A 24,551-nucleotide genomic window follows, 5' to 3' on the forward strand; every position below is an offset into this window, starting at 1 on the left:
AAATACCTCTTCTACTTATATAGAATAACCTCAGGCAACCCGGTTTAGTACCCCCTTGAATTGCTGCCCTCGATATAATTTATAAAAGCCTTATTTACCACCTTATTTCCTCCCGGTGTGGGATAGTTGCCCGTAAAGTACCAGTCGCCGGTATTTGTAGGACAACTTGCATGCAAATCCTCAATAGTCTGGTAGATAACTTCAACCGGGAAGTTAATATCATCAGGGGTGATAAGTTGGGCAATTTTTCCAGAGATTTCCTCGGTAGTGAAAGGCTTGTATACCTGCCTTACCACATTTTCCAGATGTAACTCGTTGCATTGTTGCAATTGGAGGCACTTTTGATATAAATCCTGTAACAACATTTCCTGGCCGGTTTCCTTCAACAATTCTACGGCTGCTCTAAATGCAATAAAATCGCCTAGCTTACTCATATCAATGCCGTAACAATCAGGATAGCGAATTTGCGGGGCGGAGGAAACAACTATAATTTTTCTAGGACCTAACCTTGAAAGCATTTTTACAATACTTTCTTTAAGTGTGGTACCACGTACTATAGAGTCGTCTATAACAACTAAAGTATCTTCTCCTTTACGAACCGTTCCATAAGTAATGTCGTATACGTGCTGAACCATTTCGTTCCGGTTAGCATCTTCTGTTATAAAGGTTCGAAGCTTCACATCTTTTATGGCGATTTTTTCCTGGCGTATTTTACGATTAATCATCGTTGCCAGCTTTTCTTCGGTTACCTCATTTCCCCAACTTAAAATACGCTGCACCTTTATTTGGTTCAGGTAATCTTCCATTCCCTTGCACATGCCGTAGTACGCAATTTCAGCCGTATTAGGAATGTAAGAAAAAATGGTGTCTTTTAAGTTATAGCTTACGGCTTCCAATACCGCTTTGCTTAAGTGATGCCCCAGGGCTATTCTTTCCCGATAAATTTTTTCATCACTGCCCCGCGAGAAATAAATTCTCTCAAAACTGCAGGCGCGTCTTTCTTTTACATCCAGCACCTGTTCTACTTTGTATTCTCCATGCGCCTTAACCATTAGTGCATTACCGGGAGGTAATTCATGCACTTCATTCTCACCTACATTAAAAGCGGTTCTGATCGCTGCTCTTTCACTTCCCGCAACAATAACTTCATCATCTATATAGTAATAAGCGGGGCGAATACCGTTCGCATCTCTCAAAACAAAACTATCACCATTACCAATCAACCCTCCAATGGTATAGCCGCCATCGAAAAGTGAAGCAGACTCTCTTAAAACAGACGCAAGGTCTAGTTTATCCGGGTTTTCAGTATCGGCTTTTACAAGAAAATGGTGAATCACCTCAAGCATGGCAGCAAGGTCACTCTGTTTAGAAAACGTTCCAGGGTCGAAGCCGATGTGCTTATATAATTCTTCTGTATTTACGAGGTTAAAGTTGCCTGCAAGCGCCAGGTTGCGGGCTGGTATCACCTCTCGGCGAATAAAGGGATGGCAAAAGTCGGCATTATTCTTTCCCTGTGTTCCATACCGTAAATGACCTAGTAGAAGTTCGCCCAGAAAAGGAAGGTGACCTTTTAATAGTCCGGGATGTTGTTTTATGGTAGGCTGAAACTTTTCAAGCTCGGCAACTTCTTTCCCGATCGTTGCAAAAAGATCGGCAATTGATTGGGGAGCCACACTCCTAATCCTATGCATAAAGGGATAGCCCGGTTCTACATTTAGTTTTACCGCTGCCATTCCTGCCCCGTCCTGCCCGCGGTTGTGTTGCTTTTCCATTAGCAGGTACAACTTATTAAGGCCGTAAAGAACAGTGCCGTATTTCTGAAGATAATACGAGAAAGGCTTTCGTAAACGTATGAATGCAAGACCGCATTCATGTTTTATGTCATCACTCATGGTAGTATTAAAGGAACAACGAAGGTACAACTCCGAAACAAAATATTTACTTAATTAGGCTTTACACTACAAATGCGATCGGCAAGCCAAAGAAATTCAGTTATAAAAGTATGTACAGAGTTATAAAATGACTCATCAACTAGGTTGCCTGCTGCGTCAAATTTCTTGTCTACCTGGGGAGTAATCAGCATATATGGGCTCGGAATTCCAAACAGTGCCCCTATTAATAACTGCAACTGCTGGCTGGCTCTCATTCCTCCCATCGACCCGGTAGACGCTGTTACTATACCAAAAGCTTTATGAAATTGTTTTGGAAAATGGTCAAACAGGTTTTTCATCGAAGGGGTGTAACTGCCGTTGTATTCGGGGGTTACGATTATAAAAGCATGTGCATCAAACATTCGTTTTGCCAGCGGCTTATAATGTTCCGGGGTATTTTCAACTGAAGAGTATACCTGTTCCTGAAGTGTTGGAAAATTCCATTCGCGAACATCGAGTATATTAACACTGTAAGAAGTCTTTTGCTGTAGAGCCTTTTGCAAGAAAACAGCCAGTCTAAACGTTGTACTTCCTTTCCGCGGACTTCCCGAAACGATCTCAATATTCATTGCTATTTTTTTTGCGACCTACAGTTGAACTTCCGTCAACATTGTTGTGTCACTCACTTGTACTTTTTACGCGTCTATCACCAATTATACAACACTCTAATAATATTAACTCCAAAAAAAGGTGCTATCGGTGCATTGCGCCTGTATAACAACAAATCTGCTTTCTTGTTTTGGTTTTATTTAAAAGACAATACTTCTCCAACTATTAAGACCCTAATTGCCCGGTTTTGATAATTGGAGAAGCAAAATGAGAAACCAATTAAAAGCAGAACTGCCCGTTTACGTCGTCTGCTTTATACTTAATCACTTTTTACATTTATGCCTGCTTAACCATTTCAACATTCATTGCCAGCTTAACATCATCTGCTACTACCAGTCCACCTGCTTCTGTTACTGCACTCCATTTAAGACCATATTCCTTGCGATTTATTTTACCCGACACTTCAAATCCCATTCTCTCCTGTCCCCACGGATCTTTTGTGCTGCCGTTGTACTCTACTTTTAAATCTATGCTTTTTGTAACATCACGAATGGTAAAATCACCGGTGAGTATAAACTCATTGTCTCCCGAATTTTTTATGCTTGTAGACTTAAAAGTCAACTTCGGATATTGTTCTGCATTAAAAAAGTCATCGCTTTTAAGATGCGTGTCGCGTTGCTCATTTTTTGTATCTACACTATCAACATCAGCTTCAAAAGTTACTTTTGCATCACTCAAATCCTGTTCGTTTACTTCCAGTGTTGCGTCAAATTTTTTGAAAATGCCTGTTACTGTTGAAATCATCAGGTGCTTTACCTTGAACATCACATCTGAGTGATCAGGATCAATTTTGTACGTTGCCATTGTTGCTTGTTTTTTTAATTTTTAATAATTGTTTCTCTACTGCGTTAAGCTACCATTGGTACATCAATCAATAATAATTCCGAATCCGTAGTTGCTTCTATTTCAATCTTATCTACCTCCCATATGCCCATGGCATCTCTTTTAAAAAGGGTTTGTTCATTTAAAGTTACACTTCCATTTAAAACAAAAGCATATACCCCATTGCCCGATTTTTTTATAGTGTATGAGGTAGAAAAACCTCCTTTCAAACTACCAAGAGAAACCCATGCATCCTGGTTAATCCATACTGCTTTATCATTATCCGGAGCTACTACAGTTTGAAATTGATTAATCCGTTCTGTAGTAGAGAAGGTTCTTTGGTCGTATCTGGGCTTGATGTTTTGTTCTTTAGGCATTATCCAGATCTGTAAAAAATTGGCTTCTCTATCTTTATGGTGATTGTATTCAGAGTGTTTGATCCCCGTTCCCGCACTCATAATCTGCACATCATTCTCATTAATTACAGCCTGAGTACCCATACTGTCTTTATGTTCTATAGCCCCTTCCAAAGGAATAGAAATAATCTCCATATTATCATGAGAATGTGTTCCAAAACCTGAGCCACCTGAAATGACATCATCATTCAACACTCTTAACATTCCAAAGTGTACTTTTTCAGGATCGTAATAATTACCAAAGCTGAAAGAGTGATGGCTGTCCAACCATCCAAAACTTACGTGACCTCTACGATCCGCAGCATGAAGTATTGTTTTCATAACTTCTTATTTAGGCGTATATACATGTATTGATGTAATTTTTTACTCCTGCTCTCTCAGGTTTTGTAAAAGAGTATTTAATTGAAGTGCTTCATCGTCGCTCATACGTACAGTATTATTAATCAAAACGTCCACTTTTTGATTAGCATTTTCCAAAACATTCATGCCATCAGCTGTAACCGTTATGACTGTTTCTCTCTTATCCACATCTGATGTTGACCTATCCACCCAATTTTTAGCAACAAGGCGGTCTATTATTCTCGGTATGTTTGAGTTTCTATCATTCTGCATCCAATATCCCTAACACACATTTTTTCCGAATGTGTTCCTTTTAAAATGCGTAACACATTGTACTGCTCATGCGTCAATCCAAACTCCCTTAGTTCCTGGCTAATAAAAGTTTTCAGCCACCAAGCTGTGTACTAAATATTTAATCCCGCCTTTTGTTTCTGCGACGTAAACTTTTCAGTTTTTATTGCATCTTCTAATCTCACATCGCAAATGTATGTAGCTACCTATTTCTCCAATTATTTTCTTATTGCCGTCAAACCCTCTTTCTTGTGCTACTTGCCTGCTACATGATTAGTTTGGATTTTAAAAAGCTAATAGAACCAGCCCGTTTCCTATTTCTTACCTAGCTCTTTTTGTGCCTAACTTTAGCCCAATTTTATTGATAATTTTACTTTATGTATTCACAGGAACAAATAATAGAGCTTCAAAAACTTACAAAGCAATTAGCCGAGGGAAATCACACAGAAAAGGCTTTTGAAATTGTGGAGGAATTGAGAAAGGCGCTTCAGTTTCATGAATACAGGTACTACATCTTAAATGACCCACTTATTGCTGACGCTGACTACGACCAATTGTATAAGCTACTTGAAAAATTAGAAAAAGCAAATCCCGAACTAATAACTACAGGCTCTCCCACACAGCGAGTTGGCAATAGCCTCAATGCATCGTTTAAAACTGTTCGCCACCTCGTACCAATGCTAAGTTTGGAAAATAGCTACAACGCAGAGGACCTGATAGATTGGGACAGGAAAGCAAGAGAAGTGGCAAAAAAAGATGAACTGGAATATTGTGTTGAGCCGAAATTTGATGGGGCAAGCATATCGCTGATTTATGAAAACGACCACTTAACCAGGGGCGCAACCAGGGGCAATGGCATGGAAGGAGACGATATAACTACTAATATTAAACAAATCCGTTCAATTCCTCTTGCTGCATCGTTCTCTACATTTGGGGTACAACAAATTGAGATCAGGGGTGAAATGATGATGTCGAAAAAAGCTTTTAAGCAATATAACGATCAGTTGGCTGAGCTAAACATTCCACCACTTGCAAACCCACGTAACGCGGCCTCGGGCAGCTTACGAATGAAAGATCCTAATGAAGTTGGACGAAGGAAACTCGAAGCATTTTTATATAACGTCAGTTATTATACCCGCACTAATAAGCCCGTCGATCCGGGTAAAGAAGCGATGCTGCAAAAGCATTCAGGAATTTTGCAGATGCTTTGGAACGTCGGTTTTAGAAGTCCTTTAAAAGAGATGAAAGTGCTCAAAGGCATACAGGCTGTGATAGATTATTGCAATGAATTTGAAGCGGAAAGAGATAACCTGCCGTATGAAATAGACGGAATGGTAATTAAGGTTGATGATCTTCATCTGCAGGAGCAGATGGGAATGACTACACACCACCCAAGGTGGGCAATTGCTTATAAGTTTAAAGCCAGGCAAGCAACCAGCAAGCTTCGAAATGTTGAGTTCCAGGTGGGCAGAACAGGCTCTATTACCCCCGTTGCCAAAATTGATCCCGTCTTTATCAGCGGCGTAACTGTAGGATCCATATCGCTGTTTAATGAAGATGTAATAAAAGAAAAGGATTTAAAAATAGGCGATACGGTTCTGGTGGAACGTGCAGGGGATGTCATTCCATACATTGTAAAATCTCTGGCAGAAGTTAGAGATGGTACTGAAACCGAGATTTTATTTCCTAAAACTTGTCCTGTTTGTAATAGCGAATTGTATAAAGAAGAAGGTGAGGCTGCCTGGCGATGCGTGAACATAGAATGCCCGGCACAAGTGATTGAAAGAATGATACATTTTGTAAGTAAAGATGCAATGGACATTAAAAGCTTTGGGGAAGCTAACGTTAGAAAATTTTATGAGCTGGGGTTATTAAAAGACATTCCAGGCATTTATACACTCGACTTTGCCGCAATCGGAAAAATGGCAGGATTTGGTAAAAAGTCGGTTGATAACCTACAGATGGCTATCGGCGAATCTAAACAGCAACCGCTTAACCGTTTAATCTTTGCATTGGGAATACGGTATGTTGGCGAAACCACTGCGAAGGTTTTAGCTAACTCCATTAATCATCTATTAGATCTTAAAAACTTCTCCGAAGAGAAGCTACAAACACTTGAAGACATTGGAGTAAAAGTGGCAAAAAGTGTTCATACTTTTTTTCGGAATGAGCAAAACATCGAGATGCTTCACCAATTGCAAACATTGGGTATTGAAATGAGCAACAAAAAAAATGCGGTTGTTGAAGAAGGTGGATTAAGCGGTCAAACGTTTTTATTTACAGGAACGCTGAATAAGTTAAAACGTAGCGAGGCAGAGGAAATGGTAGAGCAACACGGAGGCAAACTGCTTGGAAGCGTAAGTAGCAAATTAAACTATTTAGTGGTAGGAGAAGACGCAGGAAGCAAGCTTGAAAAAGCAAAGAAAATCCATACGGTTAAAGTAATTAGTGAAGATGATTTTATAGCACTTTTGGAACAAAATGTAACAGCTTAAAACTTTAGAATGCTGCAATCTGCGACACTAGCCTACATAGAAGATCTTACAAAAAATAACAATAAGCCCTGGTTTGACGAGAACCGTCGTCAGTTTGAGGAGGCAAAGGCAGACTTCGAAACGTTGGTTAAAAACATCATTTTATCTTTTGGAAAAGTCGATCCGGACATAGCTCCTTTAGAAGCGAAGAATTGCATCTTTCGGCAATACCGCGATGTAAGGTTTAGTAAAGACAAAACTCCCTACAAGCACCACATGGGCGCAAGTTTTGACAGAGGTGGCAAAAAATCGGGTTTTGCAGGCTATTATTTACACATTCAGCCTGGCAACAAAAGCATGGCGGGTGGAGGCATTTGGATGCCGGAAGCTGCACAATTAAAAAAAATAAGACAGGAAATTGATTACGGCTGGGAAGAGTTTTCATCCATAATAAGTGAACCTGCGTTTACAAAAATATATGGTGCTTTAGAAGAAGGAGCGTTTAAGCTAAGCCGGGAACCAAAAGGATATGATAAAGAAAATCCTGCCATAGAAATATTGAAATTAAAAAGCGTGGTAGCGATTCAAACACTTACGGATGATGAACTGGTATCAACCGCTTTACTGAAAAAAGTGTTGGCTGCATTTACTGCACTTATGCCTTTGATAAAATTTATAAACCGGTCTCTGGAATAAGGATATCGATCATGAAAAAAAGCAATGGCTCAAATAACCTTGCAATTGCCGACGACAGCAAGCACTATTCTTTTTTTCAGAATGTGTGGGATGTTGTCAGGCAAATACCAAAAGGGCGCGTGACCACTTATGGTGCAATAGCAACTTACCTGGGAACAAAATCATCTGCAAGAATGGTTGGCTGGGCAATGAATGCAAGTTTTATAGTACAACCAAAAGTACCTGCCCAAAGGGTTGTAAACCGCAATGGAATGCTGAGTGGAAAAGCGCATTTTGGAACGCCGACACTAATGGAGGAACTATTGGTAAATGAAGGAATACAAATTGAGGAGGATAAAATTATCAACTTTAAAGAAGTTTTTTGGGATCCGATTGCAGAACTGGGATAACTTTTTTAGGGAAGACCGTTTTTGAGCAAGCATTTTATCTTTAATAAACATCGTCGTGTCACTCACCTGTACTCTCTCTTTACATTGATCCGGTTTATGTTTTCTCATCACCCCCAATTATGTTCAGTGTGTACAAGAGTGCGACGCAACCGACGCATAAAAGAGATACACCGCTGGCTCAACCAAAATTTACGTCAAACATTTCATCAGGTATAATAAGGACTGATTAAATAATAAACAATAGGTCCGGTAACAGCAACATATAGCCACAACGGCCACGTGTACTTTGCTAACTTCTTATGGGCTGGCCACTCAGAAGTGAGCGCCCTATAAGCTGTAAATAAAATAAACGGAAGTATAATGGCAGCAAGCACAATGTGAGTAGCCAATAGTAACAGGTAAAAAATTCTTGAACTACCTACCCGCAACTTCTCTTCTACGTCTAACACTCCGTCGTGATTAAGATCACCAAACTTTGCTTCTCCCGCTAACAGGTGGTGAGCGATATAAGAAACTAAAAAAAACACCGACAAAAACATGGCTCCCAGCATGAGGTTTCGGTGCAGCTTGTATTTGCTATTCTTAATAGCCACCAGCGCGGTTACAAGCAATACAGCAACGCAGCAATTTATGGCTGCATTAATTTTAGCAAAAATGTGTACATCAAAACCAGCGTTGATATTTAATTTAAAACTGCCTAAAGCAACGACAGCGCCAAAAACAACCACAGAAAAGATGCCTATTAACCAATATGCTTTTTTATCGTTTTTAGCGATTATAGCTTCTAACATGTTTTTTATTTTTCAAGTTCACCTATAATGCGGACGGTTCAAAAATGTTGAACTTCTTCTTTTTATCTTTTTCGAGCATTAACAGGCCGATATCTTTTGCAAGCTTAGACAAAGCCGTTGTATCAAGGCCGTTATAATACCCTCTAACTATAAAGTCTTTATCCAGCAGCACCAATTTTTCGGTGTGTAAAAACGAGGTATCAATTCCTTCTCCATCGGTTATGCCCACTTTCAACTCATTCAATGCAAAATCATAGATGGTTTTCTTTTTTCCAGTGAGTAGCCACCAATTGTCGTGATCTACCCCAAACTTGTCCGCATACCTTCTGAGAGACGGTACAGAGTCGCGCTCGGGGTCAATGGAAAACGAGATGAACCTAACAATGGAAGAGTCTATAACCTTTCTTCCGTTCTTGTTGTTGTGCGAAAATGACTGTTGTAATTTTGCCATGTTCTTCGTCATTTGAGGACATATGTAAGGACACCTCGTAAAAAAGAAATCAGCAACAATCACCCGGTTTTCAATGTCGTACAAACTAACGCTATCACCCAGTTGGTTAACCAAACTAATATTTTCGGTTTTGTGCCATACTGTGTCGGTTGTAGTTTTACCGTCAACTGTTTTTGTTACCACCGAGTCCATCAAATACTTTCTCGGCATTACTACAGCATCTTCCCCTGTCTGTTTAAGTATTAGGTAGCTGGCTATCGGTATGAACGTTGCAATACATAATGCAACAACTGCTTTTTTATTCATGATTTTTTTTATAAAAAAACCATCGCGGGATGAGCGATGGTTTATTCAGGTTAATTATTTTTTTAATTCTAACACTTACTCCATCGTTTCTGCCCCGGTTCTCTTCTTTTCGTGCATCCCTTTTTCGTCGGCCTTTTTATCCGTTGATTGAATATTACTTCTTTCACGTGTATAAGCATCGTAGGTATTACGGTTATTTCTGTAAGAATGTCCTTCGTAAAGGAAAGCAATTATAGCCCAAAGTAACAGAGACAATGGCACCAAAATAGTCATCACCAGATTTCTGATCTCACCTTTTAAGTGCATAAAGTACGCCACTATATAAAAAGCTTTTGCCAGCATTAGTATAATAATCGCCCCCTTTAGACCCAGCCTGCCTCCGGTACTTTCTACGCCAATCATGATGTATCCCAAAACTAACTCCACGATTGTAAGTCCAAGTAGTATCCAAAACGTTCTCCAGATTTCTTTAGTTCCACCATGATTATCATGAACCGGGTTTCCTGCTACTGTTGATGAATGTTCCATATCCCTCGATTAATTTATTTATAGATTTTAAAGTAGATAAAAGCAAGTAAACACAAATACCCATACAAGGTCAACAAAGTGCCAGTACAGCCCAGCCTTTTCTATCATAAGATAATGTCCCTTTTTTTCGAAAGTGCCAAGTAGAGTCATTACCAACATAACGATATTAATAACAACACCAGAAAGCACATGAAATCCGTGGAAACCGGTTATGGTAAAAAAGAAATTAGTGAAATTGTCGGTTGACTCAGTCCCATCTGAATTTGCAAAAGGATTACTTCCCCACCATGCACCCTCGTGATGCAAATGGTTCCACTCCCAGGCCTGGCAGCCTAAAAACGCCAGCCCCCCAATTATAGTCCAGATTAAATTAGTAGCAACTTTCTTCTTATTTCTTTCATGTCCAGCATGTACTGCAAGTACCATGGTAACAGAACTGACAATCAGGATAAAAGTCATAATACTTACAAACACAAGAGGTGCATTTGTAGTTTCGCTTGCACCAGGGTAAGACTTAAAAACAGCGTTAGGGTCAGGCCATCCATTGCTGGAAAAACGTACGGTACCGTATGCGATAAGGAAAGCGCCAAATGTAAAACTATCGCTCATTAAAAAATACCACATCATCAATTTCCCATACTCTACGTTGAAAGGGCTTTTACCTCCATTCCACCATTTTGTGTCCAATCCGGCTGTTGTTGTTTCCATGCGTTCTGTTTAAGTTTGGTATGCAAATTTATTTCCGATGTTGAAACCAACATTAAAAAAAGAAAAAGATTTTTTATTATAAGAAAAAGGCCTGCTAAACCTTTGAATCTGATTAATTACCGACCCATCTGGCCGCAAGTCTTTAACCGCTTACAATATTAAAAAATATAAACAGGTAAATCCATATCGCATCCACAAAATGCCAGTAAGTACTAGCCACTTCAATTGGCACACTACTGTAATTTTTCTTCCTGCTGCTGTAAGCCCGTACAAATAAAACCATCAATACTACAACGCCACCCAAAACGTGTAACATATGCACGCCGGTAATTACACCCAAAAAAGAACCAGCCGCATTACTATTGCTTCCAATTAACTTCACTCCATGACTTTGTAGATATTCAAATCCTGTCCATTGCAAAATCGTAAATACAACACCTAATACAGCAGTCACTGTAACCAAGGCTCTATATCTTGCCATATTACGGTCTTTAAAAGCTTTTGTAGCAAGAGAAATTGTAAGGCTGCTCAATAATATTACCACTGTCGAATACCAGAACACGGGCGGCAAAGTAAACTCCAGCCAATTATTTCCATCATTTCGTTTTACGATATATGCACTGGTAAAACCTGCAAACATCATTAAAATACTTGCCATGGCCACCCACAAAGAGAATTTGTGCGGGTGTATTTTCTTACGTTGTTGATCACTCACGGTTGCCATCATCTCTAAGTTTTTATATTTTTCTGTAACAAGCAGTTTGTCTTAATTCTACCATGTTGCGTCGCACTCTTGTACATGTTATCATTAGCAGCCATTAGCTGTTTACTTTGTCAAGCAACAATGCTAACAAAACAATCGGCAGGTATATGTAACTGCTAAACATTACCCTTCTTGCTGCTTTCACATCCATTTCTATATATAGCCTTATGCATTGCGCCACCATACATAAGTTACAGATTAGCACGATCCACAAACTTAAGGAACCACTGATATTAAAATAATAAGGCAATATTCCAACAGGAATCATTATTAAAGCATACACCACTGACTGTAACGCTGTAAACTTAGTAGGACCTTTGTCTGAAGGCAACAACTTAAAACCGGCTTTGCTATAATCGTTATGTGCGACCCATGCAATGGCCCAAAAATGCGGAAACTGCCACAGAAATTGCATTCCAAATAAGATCCAGCCGCCTACACTGAACTCGCCTGTTCCTGCCACCCATCCAATCAGGCAAGGCAAAGCACCAGGAAAAGCCCCAACCAGAACCGCTATAGAATTTACCTTCTTTAAAGGTGTATATATGTATGCATATAAAAAAAGACTGAAGGCTGATAACAGCGCAGAAGTAAGATTAAAAAATTGCCACATTAATAAAACCCCTACAACGCCAGCGACCAAAGCAAAAGTATAGGCTTCCTGCTGGCTCATTCTTCCGTCAGCAACTGGCCTTTTCCCGGTTCTCTTCATCATCGCATCTGTATCTTTCTCAACAGCCTGGTTTATTGCGTTCGCACTTCCCGTTACCAACATGCCGGCAACAAATAACAATACAACCATTTTTAGGTTATAAGTAATTTCAGGCGCCAATAAATAACAGATTACACAAGAAAACACCACCGTAAAGCTTAAAGTAAACTTGATCAACTGAAAGTAATCTTTCACTTTAGCAGCTACTTTAAAGCTCGTCGATATATTTTCTGTTGTACTCATCATCTCCATCCGATCTTTCCTTTTTAAAAGCAATGCCCTGATAACTCAGGGCATTATATTATTTTTTCTGCCGACCAAAACAGGCAGAAACGTTATTAATGATTCGTAGTTTCCCCTGCACCAACTGGTGTTGTCTGAGCAATAAAATCTTTACCATCCTTACCGTAATCGTATGCCCAACGATGTACCTCAGGAATTTCACCAGGCCAATTACCGTGTCCTGGATTAATAGGTGTAGTCCATTCTAAAGTAGTTGACCCCCACGGGTTTTGCGAGGTAACTTTCCTTCCCTTGTACATAGAATAAAAGAAATTGAACAAGAACAATAACTGAACAGCAAATACGATAATTGCAACAATGCTTATAAACACATTTAAACCTTCAAACATCTTAAAGCTCTCCCAGTTTGTATAATCGTAGTAACGGCGAGGCATCCCTGCCAAACCTTCGTAGTGCATAGGCCAGAAAATAAGATAAGCACCGGCAAACGTAACCCAAAAGTGAATGTAAGCCAGGGTATTATTCATATAACGACCGAACATTTTCGGGTACCAGTGATAAATCCCCGCGTACATTCCAAATATACCTGCAACGCCCATAACTAAGTGAAAGTGCGCAATGATAAAGTAGGTATCATGTAAGTGAATATCTAAGGCCGAGTTACCTAACCAAATACCTGTTAATCCTCCTGAAATAAACATACTCACAAAGCCTATTGAATACAGCATTCCTGGTGTGAAGCGAATATTTCCCCTCCATAAAGTAGTTAACCAATTGAAAACCTTTATCGCCGAAGGGACCGCAATTAGTAGTGTCAACAAGACAAAAAATGATCCAAGGAAAGGATTCAAACCCGACACAAACATATGGTGCGCCCATACAAGAAAAGATAAAATCGCAATAGCAAACAACGACCCAATCATTGCCATATAACCAAATATAGGCTTACGCGAATTGGTACTCATCACCTCTGATACAATACCCATACCTGGAAGAATGATTATATAAACCTCCGGATGACCAAGAAACCAAAATAAGTGTTGGTATAGGATCGGGCTTCCCCCTTCATTTGGAAGCGCCCCTATTCCGTTAACAAAAATATCACTGAGATAAAAGCTAGTCCCGAAATTACGGTCAAATATCAGCAGAATAAATCCCGACAATAAAACAGGGAATGACAGTACCCCTAATACCGCGGTAAAGAAAAACGCCCAAATTGTTAGCGGAAGTCTCGTCATGCTCATTCCCTTGGTTCGCATGTTCAAAACCGTAGCGATGTAATTCAAGCCCCCCAATAATTGGGAGACCACAAACAAAGCCATACTTATCAACCAAAGATCCATACCGGTTTTAGATCCTGGAGACGTAGAACCGAGTGCACTTAACGGCGGATAAGCTGTCCAACCGCCACTGAAAGGACCTGTTTCTACAAATAAAGAAGACAACATAATTATTGCCGAGGTAAAGAAGAACCAATAGCTCAGCATGTTCATAAATGGCGAAGCCATGTCTCGTGCACCCACTTGCAAGGGTATGAGGAAGTTCGAAAAAGTACCACTCAATCCCGCAGTTAATACGAAAAACACCATCACGGTTCCATGAATAGTTACTAACGCATAATAGGACTCAGCTGTAATTTTCCCCCCTTTAGCCCAATGGCCGAGTAAAGTTTCTAGTATCGGAAAATTTTGGTCAGGATAAGCAAGTTGAATACGGAAAAGAACCGACATTAACCCACCTAGCACCGCCCACGCCATACCAGTAACAAGAAACTGCTTGGCGATCATTTTATGATCCTGGCTGAAAATGTATTTTGTTATAAATGTTTCGTGGTGGTGATGACCTCCCTCCGCATGACCGTGATCATGACTACCGTGTGATGCGCCCTGTGCCGGAGCTGCATGTATCTGTTCGTTACTCATACCATTTATTTTTTTCAATCACCCTTTCAGGTACAATATTATTTCCTTCCCTTATTTCAATTTATTATTTTGGCCTCCGCCCGCTTGGATTACTGATGCGGTAGTTATGCTTGCAGCACTGTCAGGGGATGACGACGGGACTCCTCCTGGAGTTGGTGGCGCCGCGGACGGGTCTTTCTCCGGAAAAGCACCATAATAGTATGGTTTTTGTTTTGCAATCCACGCGTAGTACTCGTCTTCTTCCAGCACCTCTATAATTCCTTTCATTGAATAATGTCCATTTCCGCACATCTGGTTACAACTTATCTCGTACTGGAAATTTGAATTACCGGTTTTCGTCTTCATCTCGGCAGTTGTATACTTTGGAGTAAACCATAAAGTAGTTGGTATACCGGGAACTGCATCCATTTTTAAACGAAAGTGAACTAAGCCAACATCGTGAATAACATCCCTGGAACCAATGATAAGTTTAACAGGCCTGCCCTTTATAACATACATTGTGTTATCGTTGACAATATCATCAAAAGTAGCAGGGTCAGCCTTCTGATTCAGCTCCTTATTGTCGGCCCAAACGAGACCAAGGTTGTTGTTTGAAGGATCAATATTCCTGAAATACCTTTTACCAAACTGATTATCCTTACCCGGATACCTGAAAATCCAACCAAACTGCCTTCCCGTTACTTCTACTATTAAAGACTCTTTAGGTGCATCACCAGTAAAAATAAACCAGTTACGCAAGCCAATAACAACCAGTATAGAAAGAACAATAGCTGGAACCACAGTCCAAACAACTTCCATGGTATTATTATGTGGAAAAAAGAAAACTTTTCTTTTTTCACTTTCCTGGTATTTATAAGCAAACCAAAATAAAAGTACTTGCGTGATGATGAATACTATTCCGGTTACTGCAAGGGTTATATTCAGCATCTCATCTACCTTCTCCCCCTCTATTGATGCGCTTTCCGAAAGAACTCTGCCTTTTAAAATTTCATGGCAATAATAAACTCCTATTAACCCGAGTACTAAGAAAGCGATCATTAAAAATCCATTGATCTTATTGTCGTGTTTTCTTGCCTTCTCTTCCCCTTTAAGTATAGCCACATACTCACTTGCTTTAGCTATCTGGAAGATAACTACAAACAATAAAACGAGCACGGCGATTATAAAAAATGTTGACATAGCTGCTTCTAATATTTTTCTTTCTATAAATAAGTCTTCTCGGTCGTTAAGTGTGATGAATTATACTCTCCTTGAGGAACGGGTGATTTTTCGGGATCAAAGGTACTCTCGACAGGGCTTTTCCTACAAAGAAAATCATCATGCCTACAAAAAGTGCAGCTATCCCGAAGTCAAGCCATCCGAAGGTGACGTGGTCTCTGGAAACGCTTGCCATAACCATTTGATTAAAATCCATCCAGTGGCCGAAAATGATTAAAACTGCCATAAAAGCCACCACAGTATAATTTCTCTTTGAATTTTTGGTCATCAAAATTAGCAACGGACAAAGGAAATTAATCACAAGATTTAGATAATAAACTCCTTTCCAAACCCCATCCTTAGTACGAGGTTGAAAGTAAGTCGTTTCCTCAGGCTGGTTGGAGTACCATATCAGCATATACTGACTAAACCATAAATATGTCCAAAAAATGGAAAAAGCAAACATAAACTTACCAATGTCGTGCAGGTGTTCGTCGTTCGTATATTCCAAATATCCCCTGTTCTTCAGATAAATAATAAATAACGCTATTAAAGCCATTCCCGCTACAAAAGAACTTGCAAAAGTGTACCAGCTGTACATTGTGCTATACCAGTGAGTGTCGATGCTCATTAACCAAAGCCATGGCGTGGTTGAACCAACAGTTAATCCAAACCAAACTAAAAATAGGGACCCTATAACAGTATTTCGGTGAATCCATTTATTTCCCTGTTCCTGATTCATTTCCGCCTGGTCACTTTCCTCAGATAGTTTCCTCATTCTCATTCCCAGGTAACTCCACAGCCCTATTGACAACAGTGTCCAGATCACGAAAAAAGGAGGATTTAAGAACCCTGTCTTCTTAAGAATAATTTGATCATCTCCAGGAATACGCCAATGATAGATTAAATTATGATCGCCATGATTTAAACCAAATACAATAAAGAAAAGAATAAAAATAGCTATCAGGCCGAAAATAGGTACAACCGCAGAAATTGCCTCTGGAACTCTTCTAAAAGTCACTTGCCACCCTCCATGAGCGAGCGTTGTAACGCATATAAAGAACATACTGGCATTACAAATAAGTAAAAAGAAGATGCTGTTGTATAACAAAGTACCCCAGAAAATTGCTTGCTGATGTTCATCACTACTTAGTCCCTTGGTAATAAAACCAATAATAAAGGCAAGAATACCCACACCCATCAATCCCATTGACCAGGTTTTCATTTTCCCCGATACTTCAAATTGCTCGCTAATAGATGCCATCTTAATTTATTTTGATTGCAGTTTGTTTCGTCTGGTTATTATTGTGCTGTTGTCATCGTTGATCCTGCGACTGCGGCGCTAGCAGTACTGTCAGTGCCAGCAGCAGCATCTGAAGACTCAGCGGAGCCTTGCTTCGATTTTATATATTGTGCCACCATCCAGCGCTGTTTCCTATTTAACTGTGACGCATAACTTCCCATCAGGTTTTTCCCGTAAGTCATCACGTGATAAAGTGTTCCCTCACTTAGCGCTTCGTACTTTGCATCTCCAACCAGCATAGCGGGTTTAGCAGCGTAAGGGCCTTTTCCATCATTGTACAATGGGCCATTACCGTTAAGTGTCGTTCCATGGCAAATAGCACAATTGATTAGGTACAATCTCTCCGCCTCCACCATTTCCGTATCGTTCAACCTCGGTAACGGATTGGCATAGCCGGCACTTTGTGCATAACCAGTACTATCATTGTTTAAGTGATAGGGAAGTTCTTCACCCCTACTAACCGTACCTGACACAGGCCTATTATTAAAAGTTACCCCTTTTGAAGATAAGTTCGAATGATCGTCATAAGTCTCATAAGCACGACTTTGTTTCATGTCCGGCATATAATCAAGTCCGGGCTTGCTGTTATCCCCGCAACTCATAACCAAAACTCCTGTAAGGGTAAAGACAGATATAATTGCTAATTTCTTCATCTTTTGTTTGTTCTTATTATTCCGTTATCCAATTACCGGATTTTCTTCCCTGTATAATTTTGGCTCCACATCGTACCTTCCAAACCACCAACCCGACTCAGCGACCTGGTAACTCACCTCTTTAGCCCCTGCACTTTGCAAAAAACCTTTTAGATCTTCCACATTTGTTCTGTCAGTACATTCTATTGCCATCACAAAAAGATCATCTGTAGCCCTGGGATGAAAATGGTGTTTACGTACAAATGGTGCTAACTGGCATAGGTAACAAAAAGTCATAACCATACCTACCGCAGCAAATAACACCGTTAATTCAAAAACAATTGGAATAAATGCAGGCAAAGGAAAATTTGGCTTTCCGCCAATATTCATTGGCCAGTCTTTCGTAAACACCCAACCCATTCCAGCAAGGGCGGTAGTAGTTCCTAAAATACCGTAAATAAATCCGGCAGTATGAAGACTGGTTTCTCTCATCCCTAAAGCATGATCTAAACCATGAACCGGAAAAGGAGTGTACACGTCCTGAATTTTATAGCCAGCGTTTCTTACCTTTTTCACCGCCGGAAATAAAACTTCCTCGTCATCAAAACATCCAACAACATATCTTTTTAGTGCCATACTTTTTAGCTTTTAGCTGTTAGCTTTCTTAAAATGTAATATAACTTCCAGGTAGCACCACGCCACTACTTCTAATGTGCATAATCGTGCGCAAACTCCTCCACCTTTTGATCCTCTACTTTATCCATCTTCTCCTTATAATTCTCGCCCGAAGTCTTCAAAACATATTTGATTTCAGCAACAGCAATTGTAGGAAAGTATTTTGCGAAAAGAAAGAAACAGGTAAAGAATAAGCCGAAAGTACCTAAATAGAAGCCGATTTCCCATATCGTTGGGCTGTAATAATAGCTCCAGCTACTTGGAAGGTAATCGCGGTACAAAGAAGTAACAATGATTACAAACCTCTCGAACCACATTCCAATGTTAACAATAACACTCATAAAGAACGTGAACACAACATTTCTCCGCAACTTCTTGAACCAAAAAACCTGTGGTGAAACAACATTACAAAACATCATTCCCCAGTAACTCCAACCGTATGGACTAAAAATATTTGCGCGGCTATAGAAGAATGCGTAAGCTTCATATTCATTCTGGCTATACCAGGCCATAAATAATTCGGTTAAATAAGCACAGCCCACAATAGAACCCGTCAAAACGATTACTTTATTCATCGCTTCAATATGACCAAGAGTGATATATTCCTGTAGATTCAACACTTTCCGCACAACAATCAGCAAAGTTTGCACCATGGCAAATCCCGAGAAAATTGCACCCGCTACAAAGTAAGGAGGGAAGATAGTCGTATGCCAGCCCGGTATTACCGATGTGGCAAAGTCAAATGATACAATGGTATGTACTGAGAGTACAAGCGGCGTGCTCAAACCTGCAAGTACTAATGACAGTGCCTCATGTCTTTGCCAATGTTTAGTACTCCCTGTCCAGCCAAAAGCTAAAATTCCGTAAGTCAACTTCCGAAACTTAGTTTTAGCCCTGTCCCTTACAGTTGCAAGATCAGGTAACAAACCAGAATACCAGAACAACAGCGATACAGTAAAATAAGTAGATATCGCAAACACGTCCCACAGAAGAGGAGAGTCAAAGTTCACCCAAACCGGACCCCGTGTATTTCCATAGGGAAAAATGAAGAATGCTAACCAAACACGACCCATGTGAAATATAGGAAACTGACCCGCACATATTACAGCGAAAATCGTCATCGCTTCAGCGGCCCTGTTTACACCCGTTCTCCAACCTTGCCTGAATAATAGAAGTATAGCGGAGATCAATGTTCCCGCATGGCCAATACCAACCCACCACACAAAGTTGGTAATATCCCAACCCCAACCAACCGTCTTATTTAAATTCCACTGGCCAATACCATAAGTAACATCCCTGTAAACACTATAAACCCCAAATAGCAAAAGAGCAACAGAAATAGAAAATCCTATATACCACAATTTTGACGGCTTTGCCTCAATAGGACGAATAATGTCTTCCGTAATCTGGTGATAGTCTTTGTTACCGTCTACCAGAGGTTCCCTAATTTGCGATTCGTACTTTAAATGCATCTGATTTGGTTTAGAACCAGCTATGGCTGATCTTAAATAATTTTATTGATTCTTATTGTCCAAACTTTCTTGTCTCTATTCGACATCTGTTGCGTCGCACTCTTGTACTGTCAGATCTCTAATGAACGCCTTCCATCTTTTCCTCTTTCTTTCCTTCCTGACCTCCTATTGTCTCCTGCGCTTCCTCTTCACCTAAATGAACAATTGCATCACTATTTCTAACCTTGGCCAGGTAGCTGACATTAGGCAGTGTATGTATCATCTCAAGAGAATAAAACAAACGATCATGGTTATCAGCGCGATGCTGATAAACCGCGCTTTTTTTATCATTTACATTACCAAAAACAATGGCATCTGTAGGACAAGCTTGCTGACAGGCACTTTTCACATCAAACTCCCCATTCTCCCCTGATTTCAAAGGACGGCTTTCCTTTTTAGCTTTTAGCTTACCATCCTGGCAACGTTGTACACAAAATGAGCATTTTTCCATCACACCCCGGCTTCGAACCGTAACATCCGGGTTCAACACCATCCTTGTCAAATCATCATTCATCATAGCCGAAGCTTCCGTAATAATTCCTTTCTGGTTATCAGGAAAACTATCAGCTCCCATATAATCAGACCAGTTAAAACGACGAACTTTATAAGGACAGTTATTTGCACAATACCTCGTGCCAATACAACGGTTGTAAGCCATCATGTTAATTCCTTCACTGCTATGCATAGTGGCTGCCACTGGGCAAACGTTCTCGCAAGGAGCATTGTCACAGTGCTGGCAAAGCATCGGCTGAAATACCACACTTGGATTGTCGAGGCTTCCACTAAAATAGCGGTCAATTCTCAACCACGCCATATCGTGATATCTTGCCACCTCTTCCTTACCAACCACAGCTACATTATTCTCAGCCATACACGCTACCACGCATGCCTGGCAGCCTGTACAACTATTCAAATCAATGCTCATGCCCCACTTTATTCCGGGCTTAGGAAATAAAGGATAAAGTGTAGCATCTCTTTCGAAATTCTGTCCTTCTTTAGGGGCGTAATCTTTATGCAGCTCCTCTCTTCGCTCACTAAACATCTCCGGCTCCTTCCTTAGGGTTGCTAAAGTTGTTTCTAAAATAACTTCAGTACGGCCCTCATAACTTTGGTGAGTTTGGCTTTGCGCTACTTTATACTGGTAGCCTGCATTAGAAACTTCCACAGCAGGAATGAAATAATCTCTCGTTACCCCGTTAAATGTTACGAAGGGAAAAGCATTTTTACCAACAGCCCCACCGGCCTTACCAATATTTGTATAAGCACTTTCAATTAATGCTTTCCTTTTATCCGCGTCGTCATCTGTTGTGGCAGCATCTGTGCCACGACCATAACCCAAAGCAATACCAACAGTATTGGGATTGGTACCCGGAACTATTATAATTGGAAGTTCAAGGGTTTTTCCATTTACACTAACTCTCATTACTTCCTTTTCAGGATGTACTTCGTAGTCGTCGGTCTGGCCATTGTCCTCCAAATCTATTTTAAACAAACTTTTTGCCATTGCCGGGGAAATAACAGCATAATTATCCCATGTAGCTTTAGTTATAGGATCAGGTGCTTCATGTAACCAGGGATTGTTGCCCTGCTGACCCGTCCCTAAAGTAACCTTCTGATATAGAACCAGCTCTGTATTTCCACCTTTTTTCGCTGAGCCAATCGCATTTATTGCACCTCCTACAGCCCCTCCGTTAAACGCCGCTGCACCACCTCTGTTCGCAGCAATTGTTTCAAGACCGGGCACACCAACATTGCGTGCAGTATCAGGAGAATTAGAAGTTATATTGGTAAGGACCGTGTTTATGCTTGTACCAGCGTTGATAACACCTTCTTGTAACGCTTTATCCCAATTCGCTTCACTTCCAAGGCGGGCTATCCAGTACTGTCTGTAAAAACCAAGATAGTCGGTGGGCGCGCCGCTCCACTTCAGCAAGCTATCCTGCCATTGACGGGTTTTAAATAGAGGATTTATCGTAGGCTGAATCAGTGAAATATTACCTGTACGAAGCTCTGCATCACCCCAACTTTCAAGGTAATGATGATCAGGAATAACGTATTTGCACAATTGAGAAGTCTCATCCAGCTTCGAGTTAAACGAGACTGAAAACTTAACCTTCTTCAAACCCTGAGCAAATCGGTCACTATTAAAATAATTATAAACGGGATTTGCCTCATAAATGATTAATCCGCCTATTGCTCCGGCATTCATGTCATTTACCAATGTATTAATATCTGCATCAACAGCCTGGTGAGTGTTGTAGGTAGAAGACCAGTTAATCGTCGTACCGTTTGCGCCAATTAATTCATTTATTCCATTAACAACAATTTGCACACTCGGATCATTGCTTCCTGCCAATACAACAGCCGCGCCCCTGCTTTTTGCTAATGCTGAAGCAGTTTTTTGAATAGCCTGCTGAAGCTTAGGATCTAGTGAAGGTGCAGTTGCAGCGCCACCTAAAGCCACATATAATGCGGTGGCAATTGCACCTGAATCAGAAGGCTTGTGATGATATCTTTCATCAGCATTAGCCCCGGTCATACTCATTAAACTTTCAAACTGGATATGACGACTCATCTCCGGCTTCTTTTTATTTAACTTTCTTCCAAGACTATACTGCTTATTAAATTCAACCGGACTAACCCATGAAGAAAGGAAATCAGCATTTATACCAACGATAACTTTAGCAGCCGCTAAATTATAAGAAGGTATTGCCCTTCTGCCATAAGTAGCTTCATTCGCCAGTAACATGCCTGAGTAACTAACGGCATCGTACATAACGTGGCGGCTTCCAGGAAATTTTGCCAAAAACTGCGAAATAACAAGCCTTGTAGTAGGTGAAGTAATAGAGCTCGTAAGCAATACCAGCGGACGGCCACCCAAGCCAGCAATATCTGCTGCCACCATTTTATCAAACGCATCAAACGTGCTTACTTCCTTGCCATTTGCAAAGGGTACTCTAAGTCTACTTGTATCGTATAAGTCAAGAACTGAAGCCTGCATTCTTGGAGATGTACCGCCAAGAGTAACAGGAGACAGATCATTACCTTCAATTTTTATAGGACGGCCATCTCTAACCTTAGCTATTGCCGGAATCACCTCTCCGTCCTGAACAAATGTTGTAGCATAAAAATTAGCTACACCTGGTATTACATCCTCAGGCTTATTTACAAACGGAATTGCCTTTTTTACCGGCATCTCACAGCTGGCAGCAACAGCTGCCGCAGCTGTACTAAATCCTAGAAATTTTAGAAAATCTCTCCGTGGAGTTCTTGCATCCAGCACACCTTTATCCTCTTCGACCAAGGGCAAATCTTCCTGGAACTCGTCGTTAGCAGTGGATTGATAAGCGTTAGACTTATTTAGCTCTCCAAAACTTTGCCAATACCTTTTTTGCTCCATAATATACTAGTTGACGTTGACAGTGACAGTTGTCACCAGCAGCCTTTCTATTGTTATTTTAAACTTAATTCTATTATTCTAACTTTTTCAGACAAATCAATAATGACATTTCTGACACTCCGTTCCACCAATTTTTTCTACGGTAATTCCTTTTGTGCTATCAATCTTACCGTTCTTCAAATCGTCATGAAACTTCTGATAGATGCTATAAAAACCGTTGTCTTTAAACTGTACCTGGGTAGTACGGTGACAATTGATACACCATCCCATACTTAATTCAGCAGCTTGATATGCAACACCCATTTCTTGAACTTCACCATGGCAAGTCTGGCACTGAACCTTGCCCGCTTTAACGTGTTGGGAGTGGTTAAAATAAACATGATCAGGCAGGCTGTGAACCTTGTTCCATTCAACTGGCTTTGCTTTATTAGGATCCCAAACCTTGGAAACACTAGGATCAAAGCCGGCGTATTCATACAATTTTTTTATTTCAGCGGTACCGTCGACCTCTGTTCCATCCTCTTTATAAATCTTATCCTTACCCGTGTATTCATTAATAGCCATGTGGCAATTCATACAAATATTTACAGAAGGGATATTAGCATGCTTACTATCCTGGGCTCCACCATGGCAATACAAACAACTAATCTGGTTAGTACCCGCGTGTACTTTATGAGAATAGTATATAGGCTGGCTAGGCTGGTAGTTCTTTGTACGCCCTAACCCTATCGCACCTTTTACTGTTAAGTAACCTCCAACACAGAACAATAGAATTGCGATAACTGCTATATAAACTTTATTTCTCCAAAAAGGTACGGGCTCTAAAGCGGGCTGTCCCTCTTTCTCATCTGATAGTTTTTTCAGGTTGCTATTAACCTGTAACAAGATTAAAACTACTACCGCGAGTACAAGTGTAAGAATACCATATAACAAAGAATTATCCTCTCCTGATGTTGCAGTTGCACCTTGGCCATCCGTTGTAGGGGCAGCAGCTTTCGGATCAGGAACAGACTTTATATATGCAAGGATTGCATCAATTTCAGGATCTGTAAGGTTTGGAAACAAGTTCATCGGGGTTTTGTTGTATTTTAAATACAACTCATTAGCATACTTATCCCCTGTCTTTAAAAGAGCTTGGTTATTTCGTATCCAGGCATACAACCTTTTTTTGTCTCCCCAACGCTCTTCCACTCCCGCTAAAGCAGGGCCGGTCAACTCCTTATAAGGGGCATGACAAGCTGCACAATTTGCAGAAAATAAAGCCTGGCCATTGGCTTGCGCAAAAATTTTATTACTAAATAAACAAGAAATGATAAATACTAAACTTACTAATGCTTTTACTGCTCGTCTAAGCTGAATCATATACACAAAAAGTTGTGCTTTGATGTGGAAAAATCTCCGGGAACGGGTGCAAAAATAGGTTACGATCTTCACATATTATC

At 40.3% G+C, this 24,551-nt stretch carries 22 protein-coding genes; 3 read left to right on the top strand and 19 right to left on the bottom strand.

The window, feature by feature from the left end; all coding sequences use genetic code 11:
- Nucleotides 1-44 precede the first annotated feature (44 nt).
- From JWR87_RS10555 to JWR87_RS10575, 5 genes are all read right to left on the bottom strand, one after another.
- Nucleotides 45-1,892, bottom strand: a complete 1,848-nt coding sequence (locus tag JWR87_RS10555; protein ID WP_297819423.1) for an amidophosphoribosyltransferase — start codon at nt 1,890-1,892, stop codon at nt 45-47.
- A 50-nt stretch (nt 1,893-1,942) separates the two neighbouring features.
- Nucleotides 1,943-2,500, bottom strand: a complete 558-nt coding sequence (locus JWR87_RS10560) for an NAD(P)H-dependent oxidoreductase (protein WP_297819426.1) — start codon at nt 2,498-2,500, stop codon at nt 1,943-1,945.
- 316 nt (nt 2,501-2,816) lie between these two features.
- Complete coding sequence (locus tag JWR87_RS10565) at nt 2,817-3,344, bottom strand: YceI family protein (protein WP_297819429.1); 528 nt, start codon at nt 3,342-3,344, stop codon at nt 2,817-2,819.
- Between the two features lie 44 nt (nt 3,345-3,388).
- Complete coding sequence (locus tag JWR87_RS10570) at nt 3,389-4,099, bottom strand: pirin family protein (RefSeq protein ID WP_297819432.1); 711 nt, start codon at nt 4,097-4,099, stop codon at nt 3,389-3,391.
- A 42-nt stretch (nt 4,100-4,141) separates the two neighbouring features.
- Nucleotides 4,142-4,390 (bottom strand): hypothetical protein, encoded by a 249-nt coding sequence (locus JWR87_RS10575; protein WP_297819435.1) that lies wholly within the window; start codon nt 4,388-4,390, stop codon nt 4,142-4,144.
- 395 nt (nt 4,391-4,785) lie between these two features.
- Here JWR87_RS10575 and ligA point away from each other — a divergent pair, with 395 nt between their 5' ends.
- Genes ligA through JWR87_RS10590 form a run of 3 tightly spaced genes read left to right on the top strand, consistent with a single transcriptional unit; the run spans nt 4,786 to nt 7,967 of the window.
- Nucleotides 4,786-6,903 carry an NAD-dependent DNA ligase LigA gene (gene ligA, locus JWR87_RS10580; protein ID WP_297819438.1) on the top strand — a complete coding sequence of 706 codons (2,118 nt, stop codon included), beginning with the start codon at nt 4,786-4,788 and terminating at the stop codon, nt 6,901-6,903.
- A gap of 9 nt (nt 6,904-6,912) precedes the next feature.
- A complete protein-coding gene (locus JWR87_RS10585) occupies nt 6,913-7,578 on the top strand; it encodes a DUF2461 domain-containing protein (RefSeq protein ID WP_297819441.1) in 666 nt (221 codons plus the stop codon).
- An 11-nt stretch (nt 7,579-7,589) separates the two neighbouring features.
- Nucleotides 7,590-7,967, top strand: a complete 378-nt coding sequence (locus JWR87_RS10590) for an MGMT family protein (RefSeq protein WP_297819443.1) — start codon at nt 7,590-7,592, stop codon at nt 7,965-7,967.
- Between the two features lie 206 nt (nt 7,968-8,173).
- Here JWR87_RS10590 and JWR87_RS10595 read toward each other — a convergent pair whose 3' ends face one another.
- The 14 genes from JWR87_RS10595 to JWR87_RS10660 form a co-directional block, all read right to left on the bottom strand.
- The gene (locus JWR87_RS10595) at nt 8,174-8,758 is read right to left on the bottom strand and encodes a DUF420 domain-containing protein (protein ID WP_297819446.1); all 585 of its coding nucleotides are present in this window, start codon (nt 8,756-8,758) and stop codon (nt 8,174-8,176) included.
- 22 nt (nt 8,759-8,780) lie between these two features.
- On the bottom strand, nt 8,781-9,515 hold the full coding sequence (locus JWR87_RS10600; protein WP_297819448.1) for an SCO family protein: 735 nt from the start codon (nt 9,513-9,515) through the stop codon (nt 8,781-8,783).
- 75 nt (nt 9,516-9,590) lie between these two features.
- Nucleotides 9,591-10,043 (bottom strand): cytochrome C oxidase subunit IV family protein, encoded by a 453-nt coding sequence (locus JWR87_RS10605; RefSeq protein ID WP_297819451.1) that lies wholly within the window; start codon nt 10,041-10,043, stop codon nt 9,591-9,593.
- Nucleotides 10,044-10,070: 27 nt separating this feature from the next.
- On the bottom strand, nt 10,071-10,751 hold the full coding sequence (locus JWR87_RS10610) for a cytochrome c oxidase subunit 3 (protein WP_297819454.1): 681 nt from the start codon (nt 10,749-10,751) through the stop codon (nt 10,071-10,073).
- A 142-nt stretch (nt 10,752-10,893) separates the two neighbouring features.
- A complete protein-coding gene (locus JWR87_RS10615) occupies nt 10,894-11,478 on the bottom strand; it encodes a cytochrome c oxidase subunit 3 (protein ID WP_297819457.1) in 585 nt (194 codons plus the stop codon).
- Between the two features lie 91 nt (nt 11,479-11,569).
- The gene (gene cyoE / locus JWR87_RS10620) at nt 11,570-12,472 is read right to left on the bottom strand and encodes a heme o synthase (RefSeq protein ID WP_297819460.1); all 903 of its coding nucleotides are present in this window, start codon (nt 12,470-12,472) and stop codon (nt 11,570-11,572) included.
- 92 nt (nt 12,473-12,564) lie between these two features.
- The gene (locus tag JWR87_RS10625; protein WP_297819463.1) at nt 12,565-14,391 is read right to left on the bottom strand and encodes a cbb3-type cytochrome c oxidase subunit I; all 1,827 of its coding nucleotides are present in this window, start codon (nt 14,389-14,391) and stop codon (nt 12,565-12,567) included.
- A gap of 51 nt (nt 14,392-14,442) precedes the next feature.
- Complete coding sequence (locus JWR87_RS10630; RefSeq protein WP_297819466.1) at nt 14,443-15,570, bottom strand: cytochrome c oxidase subunit II; 1,128 nt, start codon at nt 15,568-15,570, stop codon at nt 14,443-14,445.
- A 46-nt stretch (nt 15,571-15,616) separates the two neighbouring features.
- Nucleotides 15,617-16,852 carry a quinol:cytochrome C oxidoreductase gene (locus tag JWR87_RS10635; RefSeq protein ID WP_297819469.1) on the bottom strand — a complete coding sequence of 412 codons (1,236 nt, stop codon included), beginning with the start codon at nt 16,850-16,852 and terminating at the stop codon, nt 15,617-15,619.
- Between the two features lie 38 nt (nt 16,853-16,890).
- On the bottom strand, nt 16,891-17,544 hold the full coding sequence (locus tag JWR87_RS10640; protein ID WP_297819472.1) for a cytochrome c: 654 nt from the start codon (nt 17,542-17,544) through the stop codon (nt 16,891-16,893).
- Nucleotides 17,545-17,568: 24 nt separating this feature from the next.
- Complete coding sequence (locus JWR87_RS10645; protein ID WP_297819475.1) at nt 17,569-18,159, bottom strand: DUF3341 domain-containing protein; 591 nt, start codon at nt 18,157-18,159, stop codon at nt 17,569-17,571.
- Between the two features lie 71 nt (nt 18,160-18,230).
- Entirely contained in the window at nt 18,231-19,670 is a 1,440-nt protein-coding gene (gene nrfD, locus JWR87_RS10650; RefSeq protein ID WP_297819478.1) for an NrfD/PsrC family molybdoenzyme membrane anchor subunit, read from the bottom strand.
- 118 nt (nt 19,671-19,788) lie between these two features.
- Nucleotides 19,789-23,109 (bottom strand): TAT-variant-translocated molybdopterin oxidoreductase, encoded by a 3,321-nt coding sequence (locus JWR87_RS10655; RefSeq protein WP_297819480.1) that lies wholly within the window; start codon nt 23,107-23,109, stop codon nt 19,789-19,791.
- 96 nt (nt 23,110-23,205) lie between these two features.
- The gene (locus tag JWR87_RS10660) at nt 23,206-24,471 is read right to left on the bottom strand and encodes a c-type cytochrome (RefSeq protein ID WP_297819483.1); all 1,266 of its coding nucleotides are present in this window, start codon (nt 24,469-24,471) and stop codon (nt 23,206-23,208) included.
- Nucleotides 24,472-24,551: the final 80 nt, after the last annotated feature.

Origin of the sequence: Segetibacter sp., from assembly GCF_025963695.1 — a bacterium.
Lineage (GTDB): Bacteria > Bacteroidota > Bacteroidia > Chitinophagales > Chitinophagaceae > Segetibacter.